Origin of the sequence: Sphingomonas ginkgonis (assembly GCF_003970925.1) — a bacterium.
Lineage (GTDB): Bacteria > Pseudomonadota > Alphaproteobacteria > Sphingomonadales > Sphingomonadaceae > Sphingomicrobium > Sphingomicrobium ginkgonis.
Window position 1 is genome coordinate 1,202,277 of sequence record NZ_RWJF01000001.1, and the last position, 20,105, is coordinate 1,222,381.

The window sequence follows — 20,105 nt, forward strand, 5'->3', positions numbered from 1 at the left end:
AACAGTCTCCCCGACTAACATTTATCAGCATTGGGGAAGCAGGGGCACGAACTCGATCGAGGAAATCATGAGGGGCTTGGCAGTATCCATGCCTAGCAGTCGCGAAAACCGGGACAAGGGTAAATCCCTGCCCGTCACGTTGCTTTAGCTCAGACCAGACGGCGCGCACCACTCGCTGGATGCCGGTATGCACGTCTTTCTGGACGATGGCGGATACGTCGACCAGCAGCCGGGGCGATTTACCTGCTTCGATAGCTCCGAACGACCCACGATGGCGCCAAAGCCACGCATGTCGCATGCCGAGCTGCGCGACTCCTTTCAAAGCCCTCACGCCGCCACCACCCGGTGAGTAGCCTCATGATAGAAGTCGAATGCTTCCTCCATCGAGGCTGGGTGGTGCAGCGCGCCGCCGTCAAGTACCGCCGCCCGCGTGCAATGCTCTCGAATATAGGCGGAATCATGAGAGACGATGATCATTGCTCGATTGCCGCGCTTCTCGAACAGTTCATGATGGCACTTCTCGTGAAAGCGGGCATCACCAACGGCAATGATCTCGTCGATCAAGAAACAGTCGAATTCGATAACCATCGAAATGGCAAATGCGAGTCGTGCCCGCATGCCCGATGAGTAGCTTTTCACTGGTTCGTTCAGATAAATTCCTAATTCGGAGAAGTCGTACACGAATTGGAGCCGATCCGTAGGATCAACGCCATAGATGCGACAGATAAACCGATAGTTGTCCAGTCCTGTCAACGAGCCCTGAAAAGCGCCGCCAAAAGCCAAGGGCCAAGAAACACTCATGTCTCGATCGATTTGGCCGCTGGTTGGGAACTCGGCCCCACTAATTAGTCTTATGAGAGTAGATTTGCCGGCACCGTTTCGGCCAAGGATTCCGACCCGCTCGCCGCAGTCGATCGTCAGATCGACGTCCCGCAAGACCCTCACTGGCCCGCTGTGCGTCCCGTAAGTCTTGTTGATGCCGCGTAGTCGGATCATTCGGGAACAACCGTTCGACTGATCTTCGATACTTGCGCGAGGCCTAGGATTGTCAGGACTGTGTTGATGAGAGCCATGTAAGCGGTGTCGTAGTGAGCGACGATCTGCGAACCAAAATAGCCTTCCCGCAGCATCTCGACCCCATGGACCATTGGTAGAGTCAGCACCACGTCCTGAGCCGCTTTCGGGAGAGAGTCGACCAGAAAGGCCGCTCCCGAAAGGGGGAAAAGAATATATGACGCCGGGTGCCAGAGCTTTTCAACCGTTTCCGAGACTTCAGACAAAGCCCCCAGCAGCAGCGCGGCAGAGGCACCAAACCAGGCCAACATGAGCCACGCGCCAGCAATTTGCAGGGCATCTTCTGGCATCGCGAGCCAACCGATGAAATTGAAGAATAACACGAGAAACACGAACGACATTGTTGCACCGGCAGCTTCAAGCAACACGCGCGACAAATAGATGTCGATAGGACGAACGTTGCGATGGTATAGCAGCGACAGGTTTGGCGCGATTGCCCCGATGCAGCGCGCGGGCATGTTGCGCCACAGCAGAACGCTTGAATAGCCAGTTACCGCGAAAGCGACGATCGGGAGGTTTGAGCCATGGACCGACTTGGTCGCTGTCCAGAGAGCCGTAACGCCCAACGTGAACAGCATTGGTTCCGCGAAGAGCCAGAGAAAACCGATGTTATGCCTGCCGTAGCGGGTTAGAATTTCCCGAAGCATCAGCGCGCCAATGACGCGACGCTGGATAATCCAAGCTTGCCTGAGAGTTGCGCCTTGAGGTTCCGGCGTCGAGCTATCAGGCATGATGTTCTCTCACGCCGGCCAAAAGCATCGTGAGAATGCCCCAGGCGACGAGCCCCAAGACGAACGTTGCGAAGATTCCGCGCAGGCGGCGGGGTTCCTCCGCGCGATCCGGTCGGCTTGGCTGAGCGATCCGCTCGACATAGGCCTGCTTGCGACGAGCTTCGCTGCGTGCGTCCTGCAGCGACGTCATCGCGGCCGCCAGGCGCTTGTCAGCAAACTCGCGCTCGAGCTGGAGTCGCTGGTACCGCGCCGCGGTCGCCGAGAGGGAGCGCCGATTGCCCGCCACCTGGCCGAGCTGCGCGTCAATCTCGCGGGCGAGCCCGTTAATGCGGACCTGCAGAATCGGAATCTGCGGATTGGTAGGCGCCATAGCGCGGAGCTGGAGCAGCTGCAGCCGGGCGCCGATCAGCTCGTCCTGCAGCTTAGAGATCATCTGCAGCTGGACGGTCGCCTGGCGTTCCGGGTCGATGATGCCCTGCTGGTTGCGGAAGGTGGCGAGGGCCAGCGCCGCGCTGCGATCGGCCTGCTCGGCCGAAGCGACCTCGTCGGATGCGAACTGCACGAGATCCTTGCGGCCCCGGTCGTTCAGCCGATTGACCAGCGCCTCGGAAAGCTCGAGCAGCTGCGTGTTGACCCGAAGCGCCTCGGCGGGCGTGAAGGCCCGGACGGTGAGGGTGGTAATGGATGAGCTGGTGTCATGCTCAATCCCAACCTTTTTCTGGTAGTAATCGAACAGGTCCTCAAACGAGTTGCGCCAGCCGAAACCATTGAAACGGTCGAACATCGAAATGTCGTTCGAGCCGTAAGCCTTGGCGAAGGCCCCGTTCTTGTTGAGGGCGTGCAGCGCATCACGCGACCGCACGAACGCGTGCGCGGCGTAGATCTCATCCCCGGCATTCGAGAAGCCTGCGGTCTTCAGCAACACTCCCAGCCCCGTCGACGCGGGCTTGTCGGGGCTGCGGACGACGAACTCGGACTCGGAAACATATACGTCCGAGGCGATAAACCCGAAATAGATGATGGCGCATAACGTCGGCACCACGACGGTGACCAGAAACAATGGGTCCAACCGCCTCTTGAAGGCACTTACGGCAGGCATCTAGCAATTGGTCCTTGGCGCTGATCTGGCTTAGCGGGGCCCATGGCTGATGGGCATGGCCGCTAGCAAGCTTCTGATCTCCTGGGACCGCCCCCGCGGCATCACCAGGATCCGATTACCGGCCGCAACGATGATAAGATTGTCGACGCCGTACGCGGCGATTTCAGGCCCGTCACTTCGGACATAGCAGCCCGATGAGTCAAGCAGCGTCACCGGTCCTGCCTTGGCTCCACTCGATCCCAGGTCGGCCAGCGCATCCCAGCTGCCAAGGTCCGACCATCCCGGCGACATCGGCACCACGGCCACTTGGTCCGAGCGTTCCATCACCGCAGTGTCGATCGGTTCGCTTGGACAGGCCGCAAGCGAAGCCTCGTTCGGCAGGACACTGCAGCCGTCGCTGCCGCCTGCTGTGATCGCCTCGACCGCTGCGGCGGCGATCGCAGGCGCATAGGTCTCCAGCGCGGCGAGGATCGCGTCAGCGCGGAACAGGAAGATGCCCGCGTTCCAGAGATATTGACCGTCGGCCACCATGGCTTTCGCGTCGGCAAGCGGCGGCTTCTCGACGAAGCGGAGCGCCTGGCGTGCGCCTGACTCCGGGCTCAGCGGCTGGCCCATGCGAATATAGCCATAGCCCGTCTCGGGTGAGGCCGGAACGATACCGAAGGTGACCAGCCGGCCTTCGCGGGCAGCGGCTTCACCGGCCACGATCGCGGCATGAAACGCGCAGACGTCTTCAATGACATGGTCGCTGGGCATCACCAGCAGCAGGGCATCGCCGCCGTGCAGTCCACGGGCCGTTTCGGCGGCCATGGCAATCGCCGCGGCGGTGTTGCGGCCGAACGGCTCGAGGATCACGCGCGTGCCGTCCCCCGTGTTGGACAGGGCGGCCTGGCACAGGTCGCGATGCCGCGCACTGCTGACCACGATCGGCTCGCGGAAGGACCCACGATCGGCCACTCTCGACAACGCCTCCTGGAACAGGCTGGTCGGCCCGGTCAGTGGCAGGAACTGCTTGGGCACCTCTTCGGTCGATAGGGGCCACAGGCGGGTTCCGCCCCCGCCGCTCAGCACGACGGGCACAACAGGATGCTCGAACAGCGCCGCGTTGGCGGTCGAACCGCGCTCCACGCCCGAAGCTTCGCTGTCCGTGCAACTCTGGGTCGCGCGTGAAAGATTAAAGTCCATTGAGGTTGGCCCACGCTTTGCCCGTCACGACATGATCAGTGCGTGCTCAGGCCCGGATTCAAAAATGCGCCGAAATGCCGAAACATTTTCGCGTTGTAGTGGGTTTGTTGGTGCCAGTGAGCACCAGCAATGGCAAGGTCCGGGGGTGCCGCTTGTCTACCACCGCTAGGTTAGTGTTGCAGGTTTGCAACAAGCGTAACAAAGATCTTGGATCAGAACGGTAATGGAACCATGGACGTGATCTGAGTTTATGCTGTAGGCTCTATCGGTCAGTTTCGATCACCACAAAAGGGGATGACAATGAAGTTAGTTTCATTAGCAGCCTTCGCCGCAGTCGCGGTCGTTGGCAGCCAGCAGGCGAGCGCCCAGGGCGTTTCGCTGTATGGCGTGCGGGCGGAGGCCGATGCCGGTCTCGACCGCTTCTATTCCGAGGGTAACCACAAGAACAAGTTCGGCTACGGCGGCGAAGTCGGCGTTGACGGCCTGTTCGGCTCGAATTTCGTCCTCGGTGCGTACGGCTCGTACTGGCGTTCGCGCGCCACCAACGTGACCCGTGACGGCCCCGGGATCGCCACCCGCCAGTCGCGTGGTGAGTGGGCCGGCGGTCTGCGCGCCGGTGTGCTGCTCAGCCCGACCTCGCTGTTCTACGTGAAGGGCGGCTGGGCCGTCGATCGTCAGCGCAAGACGTTCCTCGCGGATACCAGCCCGCGCGGCAACTACTCGAACCGTTACCGGACCGAGGGTTACCAGGTCGGCGCGGGCTTCGAGCAGACGCTCGGCACCTCGCTCTACTGGAAGGCGGAAGGCCGCTACACCAACTACCGCACCAACTCGTCGCGCCTCGCCGCGCTGGTTGGCATCGGTGTCCGCTTCGGCCAGTCGGCTCCGGAGGCTGCTCCCCCGCCGCCCCCGCCGCCCCCGCCGCCGCCCCCGCCGCCGCCTGCGCCTACCACGCAGACCTGCCCGGACGGCTCGGTGATCGACGTCACGGCGACCTGCCCGGCTCCGCCGCCGCCGCCGCCGCCGCCGCCGCCGCCGCCGGCTCCCGAGCGCGGCTAAGCGCTTCGGCCAGAATGAGGGAAGGGGCGGACTTCGGTCCGCCCCTTTTCTTTTGTCTTCCGCCGATGATGCGTCGAGGTGGTCAGTTCCTGGGGCGGTTCAGCAGGCAGCCGACCGTGGACACCGCGCCGGTTTCGGCTCCGACCTGCATCGCGTCGACGAACCGGCGAGCGCCAGGTGCCACATTCGCAGCCGGCCATTTTCGAAGCCCGCACCGCGAGGCGAACTCTCCTCCCGAACGCTCGACACGGTTTCCCTGAAAGGCCATCGGCCCGGTGACCCCATCGACGTTGATCCCGATCATGGCGTTGCGAACGCTGTTGCCGCGCACGGTGCCGCCGGAGGCGCGACCGGCGTACCAGGGCGCCGCCCCGATCATCAGGCCGTAGCCGCAGCCCTTGCGCGCACCGCAGTCGATGTCGTTCCGCTCCACCACGGTGCCGGAATAGTTGCCGCTAGTGTTCGGCCAGGATTGCAGCATCAGCGCCGCGAAGGCGCTTCGGGCCTCCTCACCGCTGGTGCGGAAGCGATTGCCGACAATCCGGCAGTAACGGCAGCCACCAAGGATCAGTTGCACGTCGGTATTGTCGACGAACAGATTGTTTCCGACCATGGCACCGCGGCTATCGTGGATGGTCACTCCGTCGCTCCAGTCCTCGGAACGGCGATGTGTCCCGTTGGGCCCGAACCTGTTGCCGCTGAGGCGCGGTGCTGATGCCGAGGCCGTGATCTCGAGCGCCGAGTAGCAGGCGATGTCTCTGATCGCGGAGCGGGTGAAGCTGAAGCCCGAGCCGCTCACCCGCACTCCGCCGCCGGCGGCTTTCGGGCGGGTCGAGCGGCAGAAAGCCTTGCTGCCCTTCACCCCCACAATGACGAGATGGTCCATCGAAACACCGTCTGCCGTGATCTCGAGCGGCATTTGGGTCGGCTCGATGCTGCCTTCCCGCGGCGCGAGGACCAGAACCGCGCAGCGGCGATCATCGCCGGGGAGACAGCCCGGCGCACCGGCGGCAATGCCCCGCGTCCGAATGGCCACGCCGCGCTCAATGCGGATCGGCTTCTCCAGCAGGTAGCGCCCAGGCGACAGCTCCAGCGACCCTCCGAAGGCGAGTGTCTTCAGACAATCTTGGAAGGCGGTCGAGACATCCTGGTCTCGGTTGACACTGACAGCGAGTGCGGGGCAACCGGCTTGCGCGGGTAGGCAGGCCGAGGAGACCATCAGCACTGCCACGCCCGCCAATGCTCGGCACGTCGCGACGACACGCTTGCCAGGCCAAACTGTAAGCGAAGCTGAAAACGTCACTGGTTGCTAACCTCCCGCAAGCATTTATGGAGCAGCCGAACCGCTCGCGACGACACCGATTGCTGGTACACCGCGACCACGACGGCATGGACAGGAATTTGATGACTCTCACGAAGCTGGAGACGAGGCGCGTCCACAAGGTGTGGGGACAACGCCAACTCTGGGGGCCGTTCGCCGATCCCGCGCCGGGCGAGGAGCCGATCGGCGAAGTCTGGTTCGAGGATCCCCGCGGCATCGATCGCGGCCTCCTCATCAAATATCTCTTCACCCAGGAGAAGCTGTCGATCCAGGTCCATCCGGGCGACGAGCAAGCGCACAGGCTGGGGCTCCCCCGTGGCAAGGACGAGGCTTGGGTCGTGCTCAAGGCGGAACCCGGCGCGACCATCGCCATGGGGTTGAAGCAGCCGGAAAGCCTGACAACGGTTCGCGCGGCGGCGCTCGACGGCACGCTTCAGGACTTGGTCGACTGGCGCCCGGTCGCCGCCAACCGCACCTACTTCTCGCCCTCCGGCACCATCCACGCGATCGGGGCCGGCCTCACCGTGATCGAGATCCAGCAGAACTCGGACACCACCTATCGCCTGTTCGACTATGGCCGCGATCGCGAGCTTCATCTCGACGATGGCCTCGCGGTCTCCTCGCCCGTCCCCTACAGCTTCGACAACAGCGAGCGCCAGCTCTCCGATCATCGTGCCGTGATCGTCGCCGCGCCGACCTTCACGCTCGAGCGGGTCGTCGGACCCTGCGCCTTCCGCCTGAGCGCGTCCGAGCCAGTGTGGCTGGTGCCTGTGGAGGGCGACAGCGCTGCCGACGACCAGTCGCTCGATCCCGGCTCGGCTTGGCTGGCGGAGGGAGCAGCCAGCCTGAGGCTCGGCCCGGGCGCCGTGCTGCTGCTGGCCCATGAAGGTACGGAGCCGCTCGCGATCGACGAATACTGAGGCAGCACGGGCGGAGCAGCCCGGCTGTGATTGAGGCCGCGACGGCCGGCTGCTAGCCTTCCGGCATGTCGAACGCCGACGATCCGACCCTTCGCGCCTTCGACGAGAAATGGGCTGCGCACTGGCGAGGCGTGTCGAGCCGCACGCACCAGCAGCGCACCTTCGACAACTTCTTCTCGCTATTCCCGTTCGAGGAACTCAGCAAGGCTGAGGGCTTCGACCTCGGTTGCGGGAACGGGCGGCATGCGGAGAAGGTCGCGCCGCGGGTCGGGCGCCTTCACTGCATCGACCCGTCGCCCGCTGGCCTCGCGGCAGCCCGCGCGCAGATGGCCGACCAAGCCAACGTCGAGTTCCACTGCGCCGACGTCGATCACATACCCCTGCCCGACGCGAGCCAGGACTTCGGCTACTCGATGGGGGTGCTCCACCACATCCCGGACACCGAGGGCGCGCTCCGTCGCTGCACCGCCAAGCTTCGGCCCGGCGCCCCCTTCCTCCTCTATCTCTACTATGCGTTCGACAATCGCCCGGCCTGGTTTCGCGCGGTATGGCGGGGCAGCGACCTCCTCCGTCGACTGATCTGCCGCCTGCCGATTGGCCCTCGCAAGCGGGTCTGCGACATCATCGCCGTCACCATCTACTGGCCGCTCAGCCGTTTGGCAGGGGAGGCCGAGCGGCGCGGCGTGAGCGCCGGCCACTGGCCGCTCAGCTACTATCGCCGGACCCCGCTGGTCAGCCTCAAGGTCTCGTCGCTCGACCGCTTCGGAACTCCGCTTGAGCAACGCTTCTCCCGCCGAAAGATCGAGGCGATGATGCGCCGCTGCGGGCTCGAGGACGTTCGGTTCCAGGAGCACGAACCCTATTGGGTTGCGCTCGGCCGAAAGCGCTGAACTCCGTCGCTACGGGAGCTGAACGATGCTGAGCCGCTCGAGCTGGCGGACGGACCGCGCCGGCCGCTGATCGTTGGGAAGGATGAGGCGGAGCGGACCCGCCGATGGGTCGAGCGGTCGCCCGTTGCAGCGGTCCGCGACCACCGCGCCGGCCTTCCCGAGCTCCGGGTCGAGTTCGCCGAGGGAGAAGGAGACACGGTAGCCGTCGCGGGCGCTTGCGACGATGACGGTGGTCAGTGCCTTGCCGCGGAGCGCTTCGCCCGAGGGTAGCTTGACGCGCGCCAGCAGCGCGGCGAGCGGCACGCCCTCGCAGCGGACCGGCTTGCCATGGTCGGTGCGGCTTACGGATACGTGGGAAAGCGCGGCGATTTCGCTACCCGAAATCCGGATTGGCGCCGGCTCTACTCCCTCGATCAGGAGGCCGGAGGGTTGCACGGCGGAAGCCATGACGCGGACCAGCGCGGCCGCGGCCGGCGCGATGAACAAGGGCATGGCCGATCATCGCCCGTCCGGCAGCTTTTGCAAGCGCTCCGACGACCGCACAGAAATGGAAACGGGCGAGGATCGCTCCCCGCCCGTCTGGCCGATCTTCGTCCGGCCTCAGCCGCGCTCCTGCGTGGGCGGCGGTGGGGGTGGCGGGGGCGGAGGCGGCGGGCTCGGGCACACTGCGGTGACCGGCAGCACCGACCCGTCGAAGCAGGTCTGCGTCTCCACCGGTGGCGGAGGCGGAGGCGGAGGTGGCGGCGGGGGAGGCGGCGGCGGAGCCGGCTCGGCCACGTTGAAATTATAGACGAAGCTCAGCAGCAGCGAGTGCGAGCGGAAACGGTCGCGCCCGGTGGTCGGCGCCGTGGCCGTGTTGAACAGATTGTCGAAGCGGAGGCGACGGGTCTGAAAGTAGCGATACTTCAGCCCGACATCCATCTGGGCGGTGACGGGGTAGCGCGCTTCCGCAAGCAGCTGCCAGGCGAACCCGCTGTCGCGCTCGTCCGCGCCACTGGCGGTCGAGCCGCTCGGGGCGATGTGGGACAGCTTGGCGCGGGCCCAGCCGGCACCGGCGCCGAGCGAGAAGTTGGCGCCATCGTCCGGACCGAGGTCGACGAGGAGGTTGCCCATGCCGGACACGACGCTGGTGTGGCCGCGTCCGTCGCGGGTGGTGTTGCCGACCGCCGCGCCGCTCAGCTCGTCGACGCTCGCATATTTGTAGCCGCCCTCGATCTCCGCGCGGAACAGCCCGAAGTCGTATCCGCCCTTCAGGTCGAGATCGAGGCCCGGCTTCTTGTAGCGGACGTTGAGCCCGTTGGGCGTCGTCGTGGTCGCCGTCGACAGGTCGACATGCTGGTTGCGCGCCAACAGCGCACCCCCTTCGACACCGACATAAGCACTATTGTCCCGCGCGTAGGCGGGCGTGAACGGCAGGCTGGTGGCGAGCGCCAGCAGGGCCAGTTTGCGCGTCATTGAAATATCCCCCGATGCAAGCGACACCGGGCGCCGCTGACGGGGATCCCCTATCAAAAGAGGAGCTGATCAACCAAGAAGATTCTGTTGCGGACCCGTTTCGTTATGCGGCAACCTGTCGGTTTTCCGCGGCTCGCTCGGCGAACTGGATCGCGAGCTGCGCGTGCCAGGCGCGGGCTTCCTCGGTGATCGACCGCTGGGCGGCGAGGCGTTCCTCTACCGCGCGGCGCTGATAGTAGCGAGAGTTCGATTCCATCCTCACAGCCCTCGTCCATTCTGGTCAGACGGGGCACCATGACGGGCAGAAGGTTTAGCAACGGTAAATATCCACAGCGTCCCCCTGCGGGACAGGGATGTGACATCGGAGTGACAGAAGCCCGGATATCACCTCATCCTTGAAACCGAACGACTCATCGCCCGTTGAACCCACGAAACGAGCTTGAGGGGACGGTCCCATGCACATGCCAATCGAGGCCCACCGCGATTTCTTCAACCCGGCTGCCCGGGGCTATCATGCGGTGTATCGTGAGAACGAGATCAACCACTGCCCGGGTTGCGGGCGGACGCACTGGCATATCGGGCGGCTGCTCGCCGAGTGCGCCTTCTGCTCGACAGCGCTGCCGCTGACCGAAACCTATGCACGCGGCTCGTTCGCCAGCTCGCACCGGTTCACCGGGCGGCGCGGCCAGCCGATCTTTACCGCTCGCGCCGCCTGACCCTCCGCCCGGCAGGGCGTGCCTCTTCATCGACGAGCCGAAATCGGCTAAGATGGGGAATGCGCCGTGGTCTTGCCCTCGCACTGCTGACGATCCCCACCGCGGCGATGGCCGCGGCGCCTGGGTTGGCGATCGTCAACGCCGCCGGGGCCGACATGAGCGGCCTGTTCATTCGTCGCGTCGGGGCAAGTGAATGGCGCAGCTTGGCGCCCGGGCTCAGCCAGCGGGCGACGATCCGACCCAGCATCGCCGAGCATGAATGTGGGTTCGACCTGCGCGCCACCTTCGTCGGTGGTGGGGAGGCCGTGTGGCGGGACGTCAATCTCTGCGAAGTGAAATCGGTGACGCTCGTCCGCCGCGCGGATGGCGTGACGTTCGTCGACTACGACTAGCCGACCGGACGGGGCGGAGAGCGGCCGCATAGGGGCCGGGGGCGATCCCCGGGGCCGCCGGCCGAACCGAGTCCAGCAGCCGCGCACCGGCGAGGAACACCACACCAGTACAGGCGACCGCCAGCAGCTGGCCGCCGACCCCCGGGTACATCTCCATGTAGTGACGACCGCGCTCGACCGCGCCGAGCGCGATGGCCCAGATCACCAGCCAGGCCTCGGTGCGGGTCTTGATCGTGAACAGACGAACTATGCGCTTACCCATCGCCATGGTTAAGCAAACGTTATGCCAGCGGCGCAGTTCCGCCATTCTTGTGTTAACCAAAGCCGCTAACTGTCAATTTACTCGACGCTCAGGCGAGCTCCTGCAGGTTCAGCGCGGCGAGCAATGCGAAGCGGGCCGACTCGACCTCGTGCCACAGCTCGGGGTTCGCCAGGTCGGCCGGCGCGATCCGCTCCGGCCAGTGCCGCTCGACCAGGCCCGCGAGCTGGTCGAGCCTGGCCTCGTCGACCAGGAAGCGAGGGTCGACCAGCGCTGTGTCCGCCACCACTCGCAGCCGCAGACAGGCCGGCCCACCGCCGTTGGCCATCGACTGGCGGACATCGACCACCTCGACGCGGCGGATCGGGCCGTTGGAGGCGAGATGCCGCTCGAGCCAGCCCCACACGCTCGCCGTTTCGCGCGCCTCCTCGGGCACGATCAGGCTCATCGCGCCGTCGGGCAGCGTCACCAGTTGCGCGTTGAACAGGTAGGAGCGGATCGCGTCCACCAGCGGGACCTCGGCGGCGGGAACCTCGACCAGCTCGAACCCCTCGACCAGCGCGGCGCAGCGCTCGACGAAGCTCTTGTCGGCGAACGCCTGCTCGTGCGCGAACAGCACCCGCTCGTTGGCGACCGCGACGACATCGTTGTGGAAGGCGCCCGCGGCGATCGCCTGTTCGCTCTGCTCGACGAACAGGGTGCGCTCCGGATCGAGCCGGTGGCGGCGGGAGATGGCGCGGCACGCCTCGGCATGCTGGCGGGCGGGGAAGGCGCCGCCGGCGGTGCCGTAGACGAACAGCTCGACTCCCGGCTCGCCGTGGCGGGGGCAGAGCCGCATGTGGTTGGCCGCGCCCTCGTCGCCGAACGCGGGCGGCACCGGCCCGTGCACCGCGAAGGAACCCGGGTCGGCGAAGGCGAGCCGCAATTGCGCCAGCGTCGACGGCCATTCGTGGCTGCGGTGCGGCATGGTCCGAAGATTTGCGACGCTGAGGTGGCAGCGCCTGTCCGCCGTGTCCGGCGCGGGCGAGACCGTCGCCGCATTGGCCGCCCACATGCTGCTCGCCGACAGCGCGTTGGCGCGCAGCACCGGCTCGGCCGCCTCGACGCTGGTCCCGAGCTCCGCGAGCCAGCCGCGGTTCGGGCACGGGGCGGGGACGAACAGGCCCTGCGCCAGCCCGAGCCGGAGGTTGGCACGCATCTTCTCCAGCCCCTCGAGCGCCGCCCGGCGAGGCTGGGAGGCTTGTCCCGCGTTGCGCGCGGAAGCGAGATTGCCGAGGCTGAGCCCGGCATAATTGTGGCTCGGCCCGACGATTCCGTCGAAGTTGATCTCAACCAGCGGCATCAGCGCGGCGCGGCGTGGAAAGTCTGTCCCGGCTCGATCCCGAGCAGCTTGACCGCTCGAGCGTCGAGCGCGGCGCTGCCCTCGTCGATGATCCGGACATGGCCGAAGGTCGCGGCGAAGTCGGTCAGCCGGCCGGCCGAGACGATCATCTTGTGGCTGCCGTCCTCGGCCACCTCGGCGAGCTTGAATTCGCGCCGGGCGCGAATGGTCTGGATGTCGTCGACGCTCGCGGTCACTGTCGGACCGCCGTCGAAGATGTCGATGTAGCAGTCGAACTTGAAATTCTCTTCCTGCAGCATCCTGAGCGCGGCGCGGCCCGTCGGGTGCGGCTGGCCCATCACCGCCTGCGCCGTGTCGGGCAGCATTGCGACATAGACTGGCGTCTTGGGCATCAGGTCGGCGATGAACTGGGTCCCGTTCACCGCATTGAAGGCGTCGGCCTCGGGAAAGGTCATGCCGAAGAAGCGGCCGGCCAGCGCGTCCCAGAAGGGCGAGTGGCCGCCCTGGTCCATCACCCCGCGCAGCTCGGCCAGCACGCAGGAGCCGAACCGCTGGCGGTGCGCGGCGATGAACAGGTAACGGCTCCGCGCCAGCAGCGCGCCCCAGCCGCCCGCCCGTTCGCCCGGGTGGAGGAACAGCCCTCCGACCTCCGAGCAGCCTTCGAGGTCGGTGGTGAGGTTGAGCGTCTGGTTGCGGAAGGTCTTGCCCAGCTCCTGGCTGTGCTGGGTCAGGGTCGAGATGCGATAGCTGTAGAAGGGCCGATCGGTGCCGACCGCGCCGAACACCTGGCAGGTGCCGCGGATCAGCCGCCGCTCGGGATCCTCCAGCACGAACAGGTAGAGGTCGCCGCGCTGCTGCTCCTCGGCGCTGGCGAAGCTCTCCTCGCTGCGCGCGATCTTCTCGACCAGCACGCCCTTGTCGGCGGGCAGGTTGGTGAAACCGCCGCCGGTCAGCTTCGCCATCTCGTAGATGGCGGCGAAGTCGGCCGGACGGGCGGGGCGGACGCGAAAGCTCATTCGCCGCTCCCCGCCAGGCGCAAGATGGTCAGCGCGGACAAGGCGGCGCGTTCGCCCAGGCTGTCGACGATCAGATATTCCTCCCCCGAGTGGATCTTGCCTCCACGCACGCCCATCGTGTCGACGACGGGCACCCCGCAGGCGGCGATGTTGTTGCCGTCGCACACCCCGCCGCTCGGCTGCCAGGCGATCGCCTGGCCGAGGTCGGCGCCGGCGTCGCGAACCAGCCCGAACAGCGCCTCGGCGGCGGGCGTCAGCGGCTTGGGCGGACGGCCAAACCCGCCGTGGATGTGGATCGCCACCTCATGCTCGCCGGCGACCGACGCCACCGCGGCGTCGATCAGGCTCTGCGCGCGCTGCTGGTCCTCCAGCGTCGCCGGGCGGCAGTTCAGGCGAAGGACGGCATGGTCGGGAACGACATTGTTCGGCCCGCCGCCATCGATCCGCGCGGCGTTGACCGAGAGGCGCGTCCCCTTGGCGCGATCGAGCCGAAGCGCGAGGTCGGCGGCGGCGACCAGCGCGTTGCGCCCGTCCTCCGGGTTGCGCCCGGCATGCGCGGCTCGGCCGGTGACGATGAAGCTGAAGTTGCCGCTCCCCGGCCGCGCGCCCGCCAGCGTCCCGTCGGGCAGCGCCGCGGGCTCGTAGGTCAGCGCCGCGCGCTTGCCGCGGGCGGCCGCGGCGATCAGCGCGGCGGAACCGGCCGACCCGGTTTCCTCGTCGCTGTTGACGACGACCTCGTAGCCGATGCGGTCCGCGAGCGGGCTCGCCTCGATGCCCTTCAGCGCTGCCAGCATCACCGCGAGACCGCCCTTCATGTCGGCGACCCCGGGGCCGTTCAGGGTCCGCTCGTCGAGCCAGCGCAGCGCCTGGAACGGGTGGTCACGGCCGTAGACCGTGTCCATGTGCCCGGTCAGCAGTAGCTGCAGCGGCGCGTCGGGTCGGACCACGAGGTGGAGGTTGCGCCCGTGCGCGACCTCGCGCCGCCGCCCGTCCGGCTCGATCGTGTCGACCGGCGCCGGATCGCGCTGCTCGAGCGCTCCCGGCAGCGCGGCGAAGGCATCGGCAAGCAGCCCGGCGACCCTCGCCAGCCCGTCGAGATTGGCGGTCCCGCTGTTGATCGCGGACCAGGCCTCCACCTGCGCGAGCATCGGCTCGGCCCCGGCGCGGTCCACGGCCGCCCGCTCGATCTGGCTCAATCCTCCCATTTCGGCTGCTCTAGCCGGACCCGAAACGGAAGGCGAGGGGGTGGCCCTGCGACCATTGCGCTCCCGCCGGGGGATGGCCCCTCCACCATCCCGCTGCGCGGGACGGTCCCCCTCTCCCCATTGCTGCGCAACGGGGAGGCACGAGAAAGACCATCATTCCTCCCCGCGAGCAACGCTTGCGGGGAGGGGGACCGTTCGGCGCAGCCGAATGGTGGAGGGGCCATCCGACCTCAGAAATAAGCTTGGAAGTGACCCACCAGGCAGCGATAGAGATCGCGCTTGAACGGCACGATGAGGTCCGGCAGCGAGTCCGCCGCGGTCCATTTCCACGCCCGAAACTCGGGGTGCGCGGTGGCGATATTCACGTCCGCGTCGGTGCCGAGGAAGCGGCACAGGAACCAGTCCTGCGCCTGTCCCTTCCACTTGCCGCCCCACAGGCTCGAACGAAGCTCCGCCGGCAGGTCGTAGGTCAGTCGCTCCGGATGGGAGTCGAGCCGCTCGACCAGGTGCGGCGGGATCCCCGTCTCCTCCTCCAGCTCGCGGAGCGCCGTCGCCCACGGCTCCTCGCCCTTGTCGATCCCGCCCTGCGGCATCTGCCAGGCCTCGTCGGTGTTATCGATCCGCAAGCCCACCCAGACCTGGTTGGACGCGTTGAGCAGCATCACGCCGACCCCGCGCCGATAGCCGTCCTGACCGCTCATTCCTTCGCTCCTTTCAGCATGACCCGCAGGTGCGCGGCGCAGCGCTCCAGGTCGGCCTGCGAACTCGGCAGCGCCTTGCGCAGGCTGAAGAAGCCGTGGATCGTCTCCGGGCACTCGAGATAGATGGTATCGACCCCCGCGGCGGCGCAGGCCGCGGCATAGGCGCGGCCCTGGTCGCGGATCGGGTCGAGCCCGGCGGTGACCACGAGCGTCGGCGGCATCCCGCGCTGGTCCTGGTGAAGGGGATCGTAGCGCCAGTCTTTCGGGTCCGGGGCATAGCAGCTGCTGAACCAGTCCATGCTCTCGCGCGACAGGAGGAAGCCTTCGCCATAGGCATCCATGCTCGGATAGAACTGGGTCGGGTTGGCGGCGGGGTACATCGGCCACTGCGCGAGCACCGGCACCGCGGCGGGCTCGTCGCGCAGCGCGAGCGCGGTGACGATGGTGAAGTTGCCGCCCGCGCTGTCGCCGGCCAGGATCAGGCCGGTCGCTTCGCGGCCAAGCTCGGCAGGGCTGCCCGCCACCCAGCGTGCTGCCGCGATCGCGTCGCTGACGCCGGCGGGGAAAGGGTGCTCGGGGGCGAGCCGATAGCCGACCGACACCACCGGCAGGTCGAGCAGACGGGCAATCTCGGCGCACAGCGGCTCGTGCGTGTCGATGTCGCCGAGCACGAAACCGCCGCCATGGAAGAAGACCAGCACGGGGCCGGGTCCACGCTCCGCCCGGACGTCGAACAGGCGCAACGGGCAGGGGCCATTGTCGACGTCGCGTAGGACCGCCAGCGGCCCGGTCGGCGCGTCGAGCAGGCTGCGCGAGGCGTGCATCATGCCGCGCGCCTGTTCCAGCGAGACGTCGACCGCGCGTGGCGAATTGGCGGCGGCCATCTGGTCGAGCAGGCCCCGGACGTCGGGGCGGACGGGTTGATCGGTCATGGCGGACCGACTAGGCCGACCCGACGCGGCTTTCCAGCACAGTGCGCCATTGTCCTCGCAAAAATGGGGGCGAGGCGTTAAGGTCGGGCCCGAACATTCTCATTTCAGCGGGAACTCGCATGGCCTCGGCCACCCATCTGCTCACCCCCGAAGAAGCCGCCGCGCATCCGCCGCTCGAAGCCGTCGTCGTTCGCTTTGCCGGCGACAGCGGCGACGGCATGCAGCTGACCGGCGGTCAGTTCACCCTGTCGACCGCGCTGGCCGGCAACGACCTCGCGACCTTCCCCGACTTCCCGGCCGAGATCCGTGCCCCGCAGGGCACGACCTTCGGCGTGTCGGCCTTCCAGATCAACTTCGGCTCGAGCGCGATCGAGACGGCCGGCGACCAGCCCGACGTGCTGGTGGCGATGAACCCCGCGGCGCTCAAGGTGAACGTCAACCAGCTGCGCGAGGGCGGGCTGATCATCGCCGACGAGGGCGAGTTCACGGCGCGCAACCTTGCCAAGGCGGGATATGACGCCAACCCGCTGGAGGACGGCAGCCTGGCGAAGTGGCAGCTCGTCCACTTCAACATTTCGCAGTTCACTATGGATGCCGTGAAGCCGTTCGGGCTCGGCAACAAGGAAGCGCTGCGCTGCAAGAACATGTGGACGCTGGGCCTCGCCCTGTGGATGTTCGACCGCAGCCGCGAGCCGATCGTCGACTGGCTCAAGACCAAGTTCGCCAAGGCACCCAACCTCGCCGAGGCCAACATCGCGGCGCTGAATGCCGGCCACGCCTATGGCGAGACGGTCGAGATGGGGAGCCACATCCACCCCCACCGGATCGCCGCGGCGCCGGCCGAGCCGGGGCTATACCGGACGGTGACGGGAGCCGAGGCGCTCGGGCTCGGGCTGGTCGCCGGTGCGGAGCTGGCGGGCTTGCCGATGTTCTTCGGATCCTACCCGATCACGCCGGCGTCGCCGCTGCTCCACAGCCTCAGCCGGCTGAAGGAATATCGCATCACCACCTTCCAGGCGGAGGACGAGATCGCGGCGGTCTGCGCGGCGATCGGCGCCAGCTACGCCGGGCAGCTCGGCGTGACCTCCTCGTCGGGTCCGGGGATCGCGCTCAAGACCGAGGCGATCGGGCTGGCGGTGATGACCGAGCTTCCGCTGGTGATCGTCAATTCGCAGCGCGGCGGGCCCTCGACGGGTCTTCCGACCAAGACCGAGCAGTCGGACCTCTATCAGGCGGTCTATGGCCGCAACGGCGACGCGCCGCTCCCCGTCATCGCCTGCCGTTCGCCCGCCGACGCGTTCGACTGCGCGATCGAGGCGTGCCGCATCGCGGTCCACTACATGACGCCGGTGATGCTGCTGACCGACGGATATATCGCCAATGCCGCCGAGCCGTGGAAGGTGCCGGACATGAGCGGCTACGCGCCCTTTCCGGTGACCTTCCATGACGAGGCGCCGTCCGCGGGCGAGAAGCCGCAGCCGTTCGCCCGCAACGACAATCTCGCGCGGCCGTGGATCAAGCCGGGCACTCCCGGACTGATGCACCGCATCGGCGGGATCGAGAAGAGGCCCGGCACCGGCGACATCGACTATTCGCCCCAGGCCCACAGCGAGATGACCCAGCTGCGCGCCGCCAAGGTGCTCGGCATCGCCGACACCATCCCCGACCAGGAGGTCTGCCTCGGCAACCCCTCCGGCCGGCTCGCGGTGGTCGGCTGGGGCTCGACTTTCGGGCCGATCCACCAAGCGGTGCGCCGCGCGCGCAAGGCCGGCCAGGACGTCAGCCACATCCACATCCGCCACATCTGGCCCGCGCCCAAGAATCTCGGCGACCTGCTCCGCGGGTTCGACCAGATCCTGGTGCCCGAGATGAACATGGGGCAGCTCAAGACGCTGCTGCGCGACCAGTATCTCGTTGACGCGCGCCCGCTCAACAAAGTCAGCGGCCAGCCCTTCCGCATCGTCGAGATCATGGCCGCGATCGACGAGGCGCTGGACGGCGTTGCGCCGGACCAGATCGAGCCGATCCCCGGGAGCGCGCTGGCATGAAGCCGATGAATGTTGTCCCGATGGTCCTCATGCTGGTCGTGATCGTCCTCCTCATCGTCTACCTGCACGGAATTGCCTGATGAACGAAATGACCAGCGTCGCCACGACCGCAAAGGACTGGGCGAGCGACCAGGAAGTGCGCTGGTGCCCGGGCTGCGGCGACTATGCGGTGCTGAAGGCCGTGCAGCGCACCATGCCGGACCTCGGGCTGGCGCGGGAGAAGACGGTATTCGTCTCGGGCATCGGCTGCTCCAGCCGCTTCCCTTATTACATGGAGACATACGGCTTTCACACCATCCACGGCCGCGCGCCTGCGGTAGCCACGGGGGTGAAGCTCGCCAATCCCGAGCTCGACGTGTGGATCATCACCGGGGACGGCGATGCGCTGTCGATCGGCGGCAACCACACGATGCATGTGCTGCGGCGCAATCTCGACTGCCAGATCCTGCTGTTCAACAACGAGATCTACGGCCTGACCAAGGGGCAGTATTCGCCGACCAGCCGGATCGGGACGCGCAGCCCGTCGACCCCGTTTGGCTCGGTCGACCGGCCCGCGCGGCCCTGCGCCTTCGCATTGGGTTCCGGGGCGCGGTTCGTCGCGCGGGGTATCGACGTCCACAAGAACCTGCCCGACGTGCTCAAGGCCGCCCATGCCCACAAGGGCGCTGCGTTCGTCGAGATCTTCCAGAACTGCGTCGTCTACAACGACGACGTGTTCGCGCCGTTCACCGCCAAGGAGTTTGCGGCGGACCGGCAGCTGTGGCTGAAGCACGGCGAGAAGATGGTCTTCGCGGGCGGCACTAAGGGCATCGCGCTCGACACCGAGCTGCTGACTCTCAAGGTTGTCGCCGGCGACGATCCCGCGGTGCTCACGCACAATGCCCAGAACCGCGCCATCGCGCACATGCTGGTCGAGATGCCGGGCGAAGGCTTCCCGGTCGCGCTCGGAGTCATCTACGACGACCCCGCCCCGACCTTCGAGAGCGCGGTCGTCGAGCAAAACGCGGCTGCCGCCGCCGGCAAGACTCCCGACCTGCAGAAGCTCGTCAGCAAGGGTCAGACCTGGCAGGTCGAGAAGGAACCCAGAGCCGAATGATCCCGCGCACCCTCATCGCCACCACCCAGATCCCCGGAGGCGACGAGATGAGACTCTACCGCCGCGGCGATGATCATATGATCTTGCTCGAGCGGGACGAGCTCATGTCCACCCGCATGTCCGGCTCCGAAGAGGCGCTTGCGACCATGACGGCGGACCGCTTGCCTCGGCTCGCGGGATCGCGTTGGCTGATCGGCGGCTATGGTATGGGGTTCACCCTGCGTGCCCTGCTCGCCCGGCTGCCGAAGGACGCCCGCGTCACGGTGGCGGAGCTGGTCCCGGCGATCGTCGACTGGGCGCGCGGTCCAATGGCCGATCTCACCGCCGGCTGCCTCGACGATCCGCGCGTGACCGTCGCCATCGGCGATGTGGCGATCCCCATGGAAGCGGGGGGATGGGATGCCATCCTGCTCGACGTCGACAATGGTCCCGATGCGTTGGTCAGGGCAGGGAACCAGTGGCTTTACGAGCCGGGCGGGCTGGCGATGGCTCGCGCCGCGCTACGTCCCGGTGGTGTCCTGACCATCTGGTCCGCCGCCTCGAATGACCGGTTCACCAAGACCCTGCGGAGCGCTCGTTTCGAGGTCGAGGAGCAGGTCGTCCGCGCCCGCTCCAACGGCAAGGGGCCGCGGCACCACCTCTGGTTCGCGCGCCCGCGCTGACG

The 20,105-nt window shown here is 66.9% G+C and carries 21 protein-coding genes; 8 read left to right on the forward strand and 13 right to left on the reverse strand.

Going from position 1 to position 20,105, the window contains the following annotated elements; genetic code table 11:
- Window positions 1–327 precede the first annotated feature (327 nt).
- The 4 genes from HMF7854_RS05755 to HMF7854_RS05770 all read right to left on the reverse strand — a co-directional run bounded on the left by HMF7854_RS05755 (window position 328) and on the right by HMF7854_RS05770 (window position 4,089).
- On the reverse strand, window positions 328–996 hold the full coding sequence (locus tag HMF7854_RS05755; RefSeq protein WP_126718215.1) for an ABC transporter ATP-binding protein: 669 nt from the start codon (window positions 994–996) through the stop codon (window positions 328–330).
- Window positions 993–1,805: an ABC transporter permease gene (locus HMF7854_RS05760; RefSeq protein WP_126718216.1), complete on the reverse strand. Its 813-nt coding sequence runs from the start codon at window positions 1,803–1,805 to the stop codon at window positions 993–995. Before HMF7854_RS05760 ends, HMF7854_RS05755 begins: the two co-directional genes overlap by 4 nt.
- The gene (locus HMF7854_RS05765; RefSeq protein ID WP_239016859.1) at window positions 1,798–2,865 is read right to left on the reverse strand and encodes a KpsE/RkpR family capsule polysaccharide export protein; all 1,068 of its coding nucleotides are present in this window, start codon (window positions 2,863–2,865) and stop codon (window positions 1,798–1,800) included. The genes HMF7854_RS05760 and HMF7854_RS05765 overlap by 8 nt, the downstream gene beginning before the upstream one ends.
- Before the next feature lie 69 nt (window positions 2,866–2,934).
- Window positions 2,935–4,089, reverse strand: a complete 1,155-nt coding sequence (locus tag HMF7854_RS05770) for a mannose-1-phosphate guanylyltransferase (protein WP_126718218.1) — start codon at window positions 4,087–4,089, stop codon at window positions 2,935–2,937.
- A gap of 300 nt (window positions 4,090–4,389) precedes the next feature.
- On the opposite strand from HMF7854_RS05770, the gene HMF7854_RS05775 reads away from it, so the two are divergent.
- Window positions 4,390–5,148 carry an outer membrane protein gene (locus HMF7854_RS05775; RefSeq protein WP_185829176.1) on the forward strand — a complete coding sequence of 253 codons (759 nt, stop codon included), beginning with the start codon at window positions 4,390–4,392 and terminating at the stop codon, window positions 5,146–5,148.
- An 82-nt stretch (window positions 5,149–5,230) separates the two neighbouring features.
- Here the strand turns inward: HMF7854_RS05775 and HMF7854_RS05780 are convergent, their stop codons facing one another.
- Window positions 5,231–6,379: a right-handed parallel beta-helix repeat-containing protein gene (locus HMF7854_RS05780; RefSeq protein ID WP_126718220.1), complete on the reverse strand. Its 1,149-nt coding sequence runs from the start codon at window positions 6,377–6,379 to the stop codon at window positions 5,231–5,233.
- 173 nt (window positions 6,380–6,552) lie between these two features.
- On the opposite strand from HMF7854_RS05780, the gene HMF7854_RS05785 reads away from it, so the two are divergent.
- Together HMF7854_RS05785 and HMF7854_RS05790 are read left to right on the forward strand one after the other, a co-directional pair.
- The gene (locus HMF7854_RS05785) at window positions 6,553–7,389 is read left to right on the forward strand and encodes a class I mannose-6-phosphate isomerase (protein WP_126718221.1); all 837 of its coding nucleotides are present in this window, start codon (window positions 6,553–6,555) and stop codon (window positions 7,387–7,389) included.
- Between the two features lie 65 nt (window positions 7,390–7,454).
- A complete protein-coding gene (locus HMF7854_RS05790; protein WP_126718222.1) occupies window positions 7,455–8,279 on the forward strand; it encodes a class I SAM-dependent methyltransferase in 825 nt (274 codons plus the stop codon).
- A gap of 9 nt (window positions 8,280–8,288) precedes the next feature.
- On the opposite strand, the gene HMF7854_RS05795 is transcribed toward HMF7854_RS05790, so the two are convergent.
- The 3 genes from HMF7854_RS05795 to HMF7854_RS15710 all read right to left on the reverse strand — a co-directional run bounded on the left by HMF7854_RS05795 (window position 8,289) and on the right by HMF7854_RS15710 (window position 9,990).
- Window positions 8,289–8,771, reverse strand: a complete 483-nt coding sequence (locus HMF7854_RS05795; RefSeq protein WP_126718223.1) for a molybdopterin-dependent oxidoreductase — start codon at window positions 8,769–8,771, stop codon at window positions 8,289–8,291.
- Between the two features lie 108 nt (window positions 8,772–8,879).
- Entirely contained in the window at window positions 8,880–9,734 is an 855-nt protein-coding gene (locus tag HMF7854_RS05800) for an outer membrane protein (RefSeq protein WP_126718224.1), read from the reverse strand.
- A gap of 103 nt (window positions 9,735–9,837) precedes the next feature.
- Entirely contained in the window at window positions 9,838–9,990 is a 153-nt protein-coding gene (locus HMF7854_RS15710) for a hypothetical protein (protein ID WP_185829177.1), read from the reverse strand.
- A 199-nt stretch (window positions 9,991–10,189) separates the two neighbouring features.
- On the opposite strand from HMF7854_RS15710, the gene HMF7854_RS05805 reads away from it, so the two are divergent.
- Window positions 10,190–10,450 (forward strand): hypothetical protein, encoded by a 261-nt coding sequence (locus tag HMF7854_RS05805; RefSeq protein WP_126718225.1) that lies wholly within the window; start codon window positions 10,190–10,192, stop codon window positions 10,448–10,450.
- Between the two features lie 59 nt (window positions 10,451–10,509).
- Window positions 10,510–10,842: a hypothetical protein gene (locus HMF7854_RS05810; protein ID WP_126718226.1), complete on the forward strand. Its 333-nt coding sequence runs from the start codon at window positions 10,510–10,512 to the stop codon at window positions 10,840–10,842.
- Window positions 10,843–11,192: 350 nt separating this feature from the next.
- On the opposite strand, the gene HMF7854_RS05820 is transcribed toward HMF7854_RS05810, so the two are convergent.
- The 5 genes from HMF7854_RS05820 to HMF7854_RS05840 all read right to left on the reverse strand — a co-directional run bounded on the left by HMF7854_RS05820 (window position 11,193) and on the right by HMF7854_RS05840 (window position 16,297).
- Window positions 11,193–12,443: an N-succinylarginine dihydrolase gene (locus HMF7854_RS05820; protein WP_126718227.1), complete on the reverse strand. Its 1,251-nt coding sequence runs from the start codon at window positions 12,441–12,443 to the stop codon at window positions 11,193–11,195.
- Entirely contained in the window at window positions 12,443–13,459 is a 1,017-nt protein-coding gene (locus tag HMF7854_RS05825) for an arginine N-succinyltransferase (RefSeq protein WP_126718228.1), read from the reverse strand. The genes HMF7854_RS05820 and HMF7854_RS05825 overlap by 1 nt, the downstream gene beginning before the upstream one ends.
- Window positions 13,456–14,664 (reverse strand): hydrolase, encoded by a 1,209-nt coding sequence (locus tag HMF7854_RS05830; RefSeq protein ID WP_126718229.1) that lies wholly within the window; start codon window positions 14,662–14,664, stop codon window positions 13,456–13,458. Before HMF7854_RS05830 ends, HMF7854_RS05825 begins: the two co-directional genes overlap by 4 nt.
- Window positions 14,665–14,894: 230 nt before the next feature.
- Window positions 14,895–15,365 (reverse strand): RNA pyrophosphohydrolase, encoded by a 471-nt coding sequence (locus tag HMF7854_RS05835; RefSeq protein ID WP_126718230.1) that lies wholly within the window; start codon window positions 15,363–15,365, stop codon window positions 14,895–14,897.
- Window positions 15,362–16,297 carry an alpha/beta hydrolase gene (locus HMF7854_RS05840; RefSeq protein ID WP_126718231.1) on the reverse strand — a complete coding sequence of 312 codons (936 nt, stop codon included), beginning with the start codon at window positions 16,295–16,297 and terminating at the stop codon, window positions 15,362–15,364. Before HMF7854_RS05840 ends, HMF7854_RS05835 begins: the two co-directional genes overlap by 4 nt.
- 119 nt (window positions 16,298–16,416) lie before the next feature.
- On the opposite strand from HMF7854_RS05840, the gene HMF7854_RS05845 reads away from it, so the two are divergent.
- The 3 genes from HMF7854_RS05845 to HMF7854_RS05855 all read left to right on the forward strand — a co-directional run bounded on the left by HMF7854_RS05845 (window position 16,417) and on the right by HMF7854_RS05855 (window position 20,103).
- Window positions 16,417–18,345, forward strand: coding sequence for a 2-oxoacid:acceptor oxidoreductase subunit alpha (locus HMF7854_RS05845; protein ID WP_126718232.1), 1,929 nt, complete (start codon window positions 16,417–16,419; stop codon window positions 18,343–18,345).
- Between the two features lie 79 nt (window positions 18,346–18,424).
- The gene (locus tag HMF7854_RS05850) at window positions 18,425–19,441 is read left to right on the forward strand and encodes a 2-oxoacid:ferredoxin oxidoreductase subunit beta (RefSeq protein WP_126718233.1); all 1,017 of its coding nucleotides are present in this window, start codon (window positions 18,425–18,427) and stop codon (window positions 19,439–19,441) included.
- Window positions 19,438–20,103 (forward strand): spermidine synthase, encoded by a 666-nt coding sequence (locus HMF7854_RS05855; RefSeq protein WP_126718234.1) that lies wholly within the window; start codon window positions 19,438–19,440, stop codon window positions 20,101–20,103. The genes HMF7854_RS05850 and HMF7854_RS05855 overlap by 4 nt, the downstream gene beginning before the upstream one ends.
- Window positions 20,104–20,105: the final 2 nt, after the last annotated feature.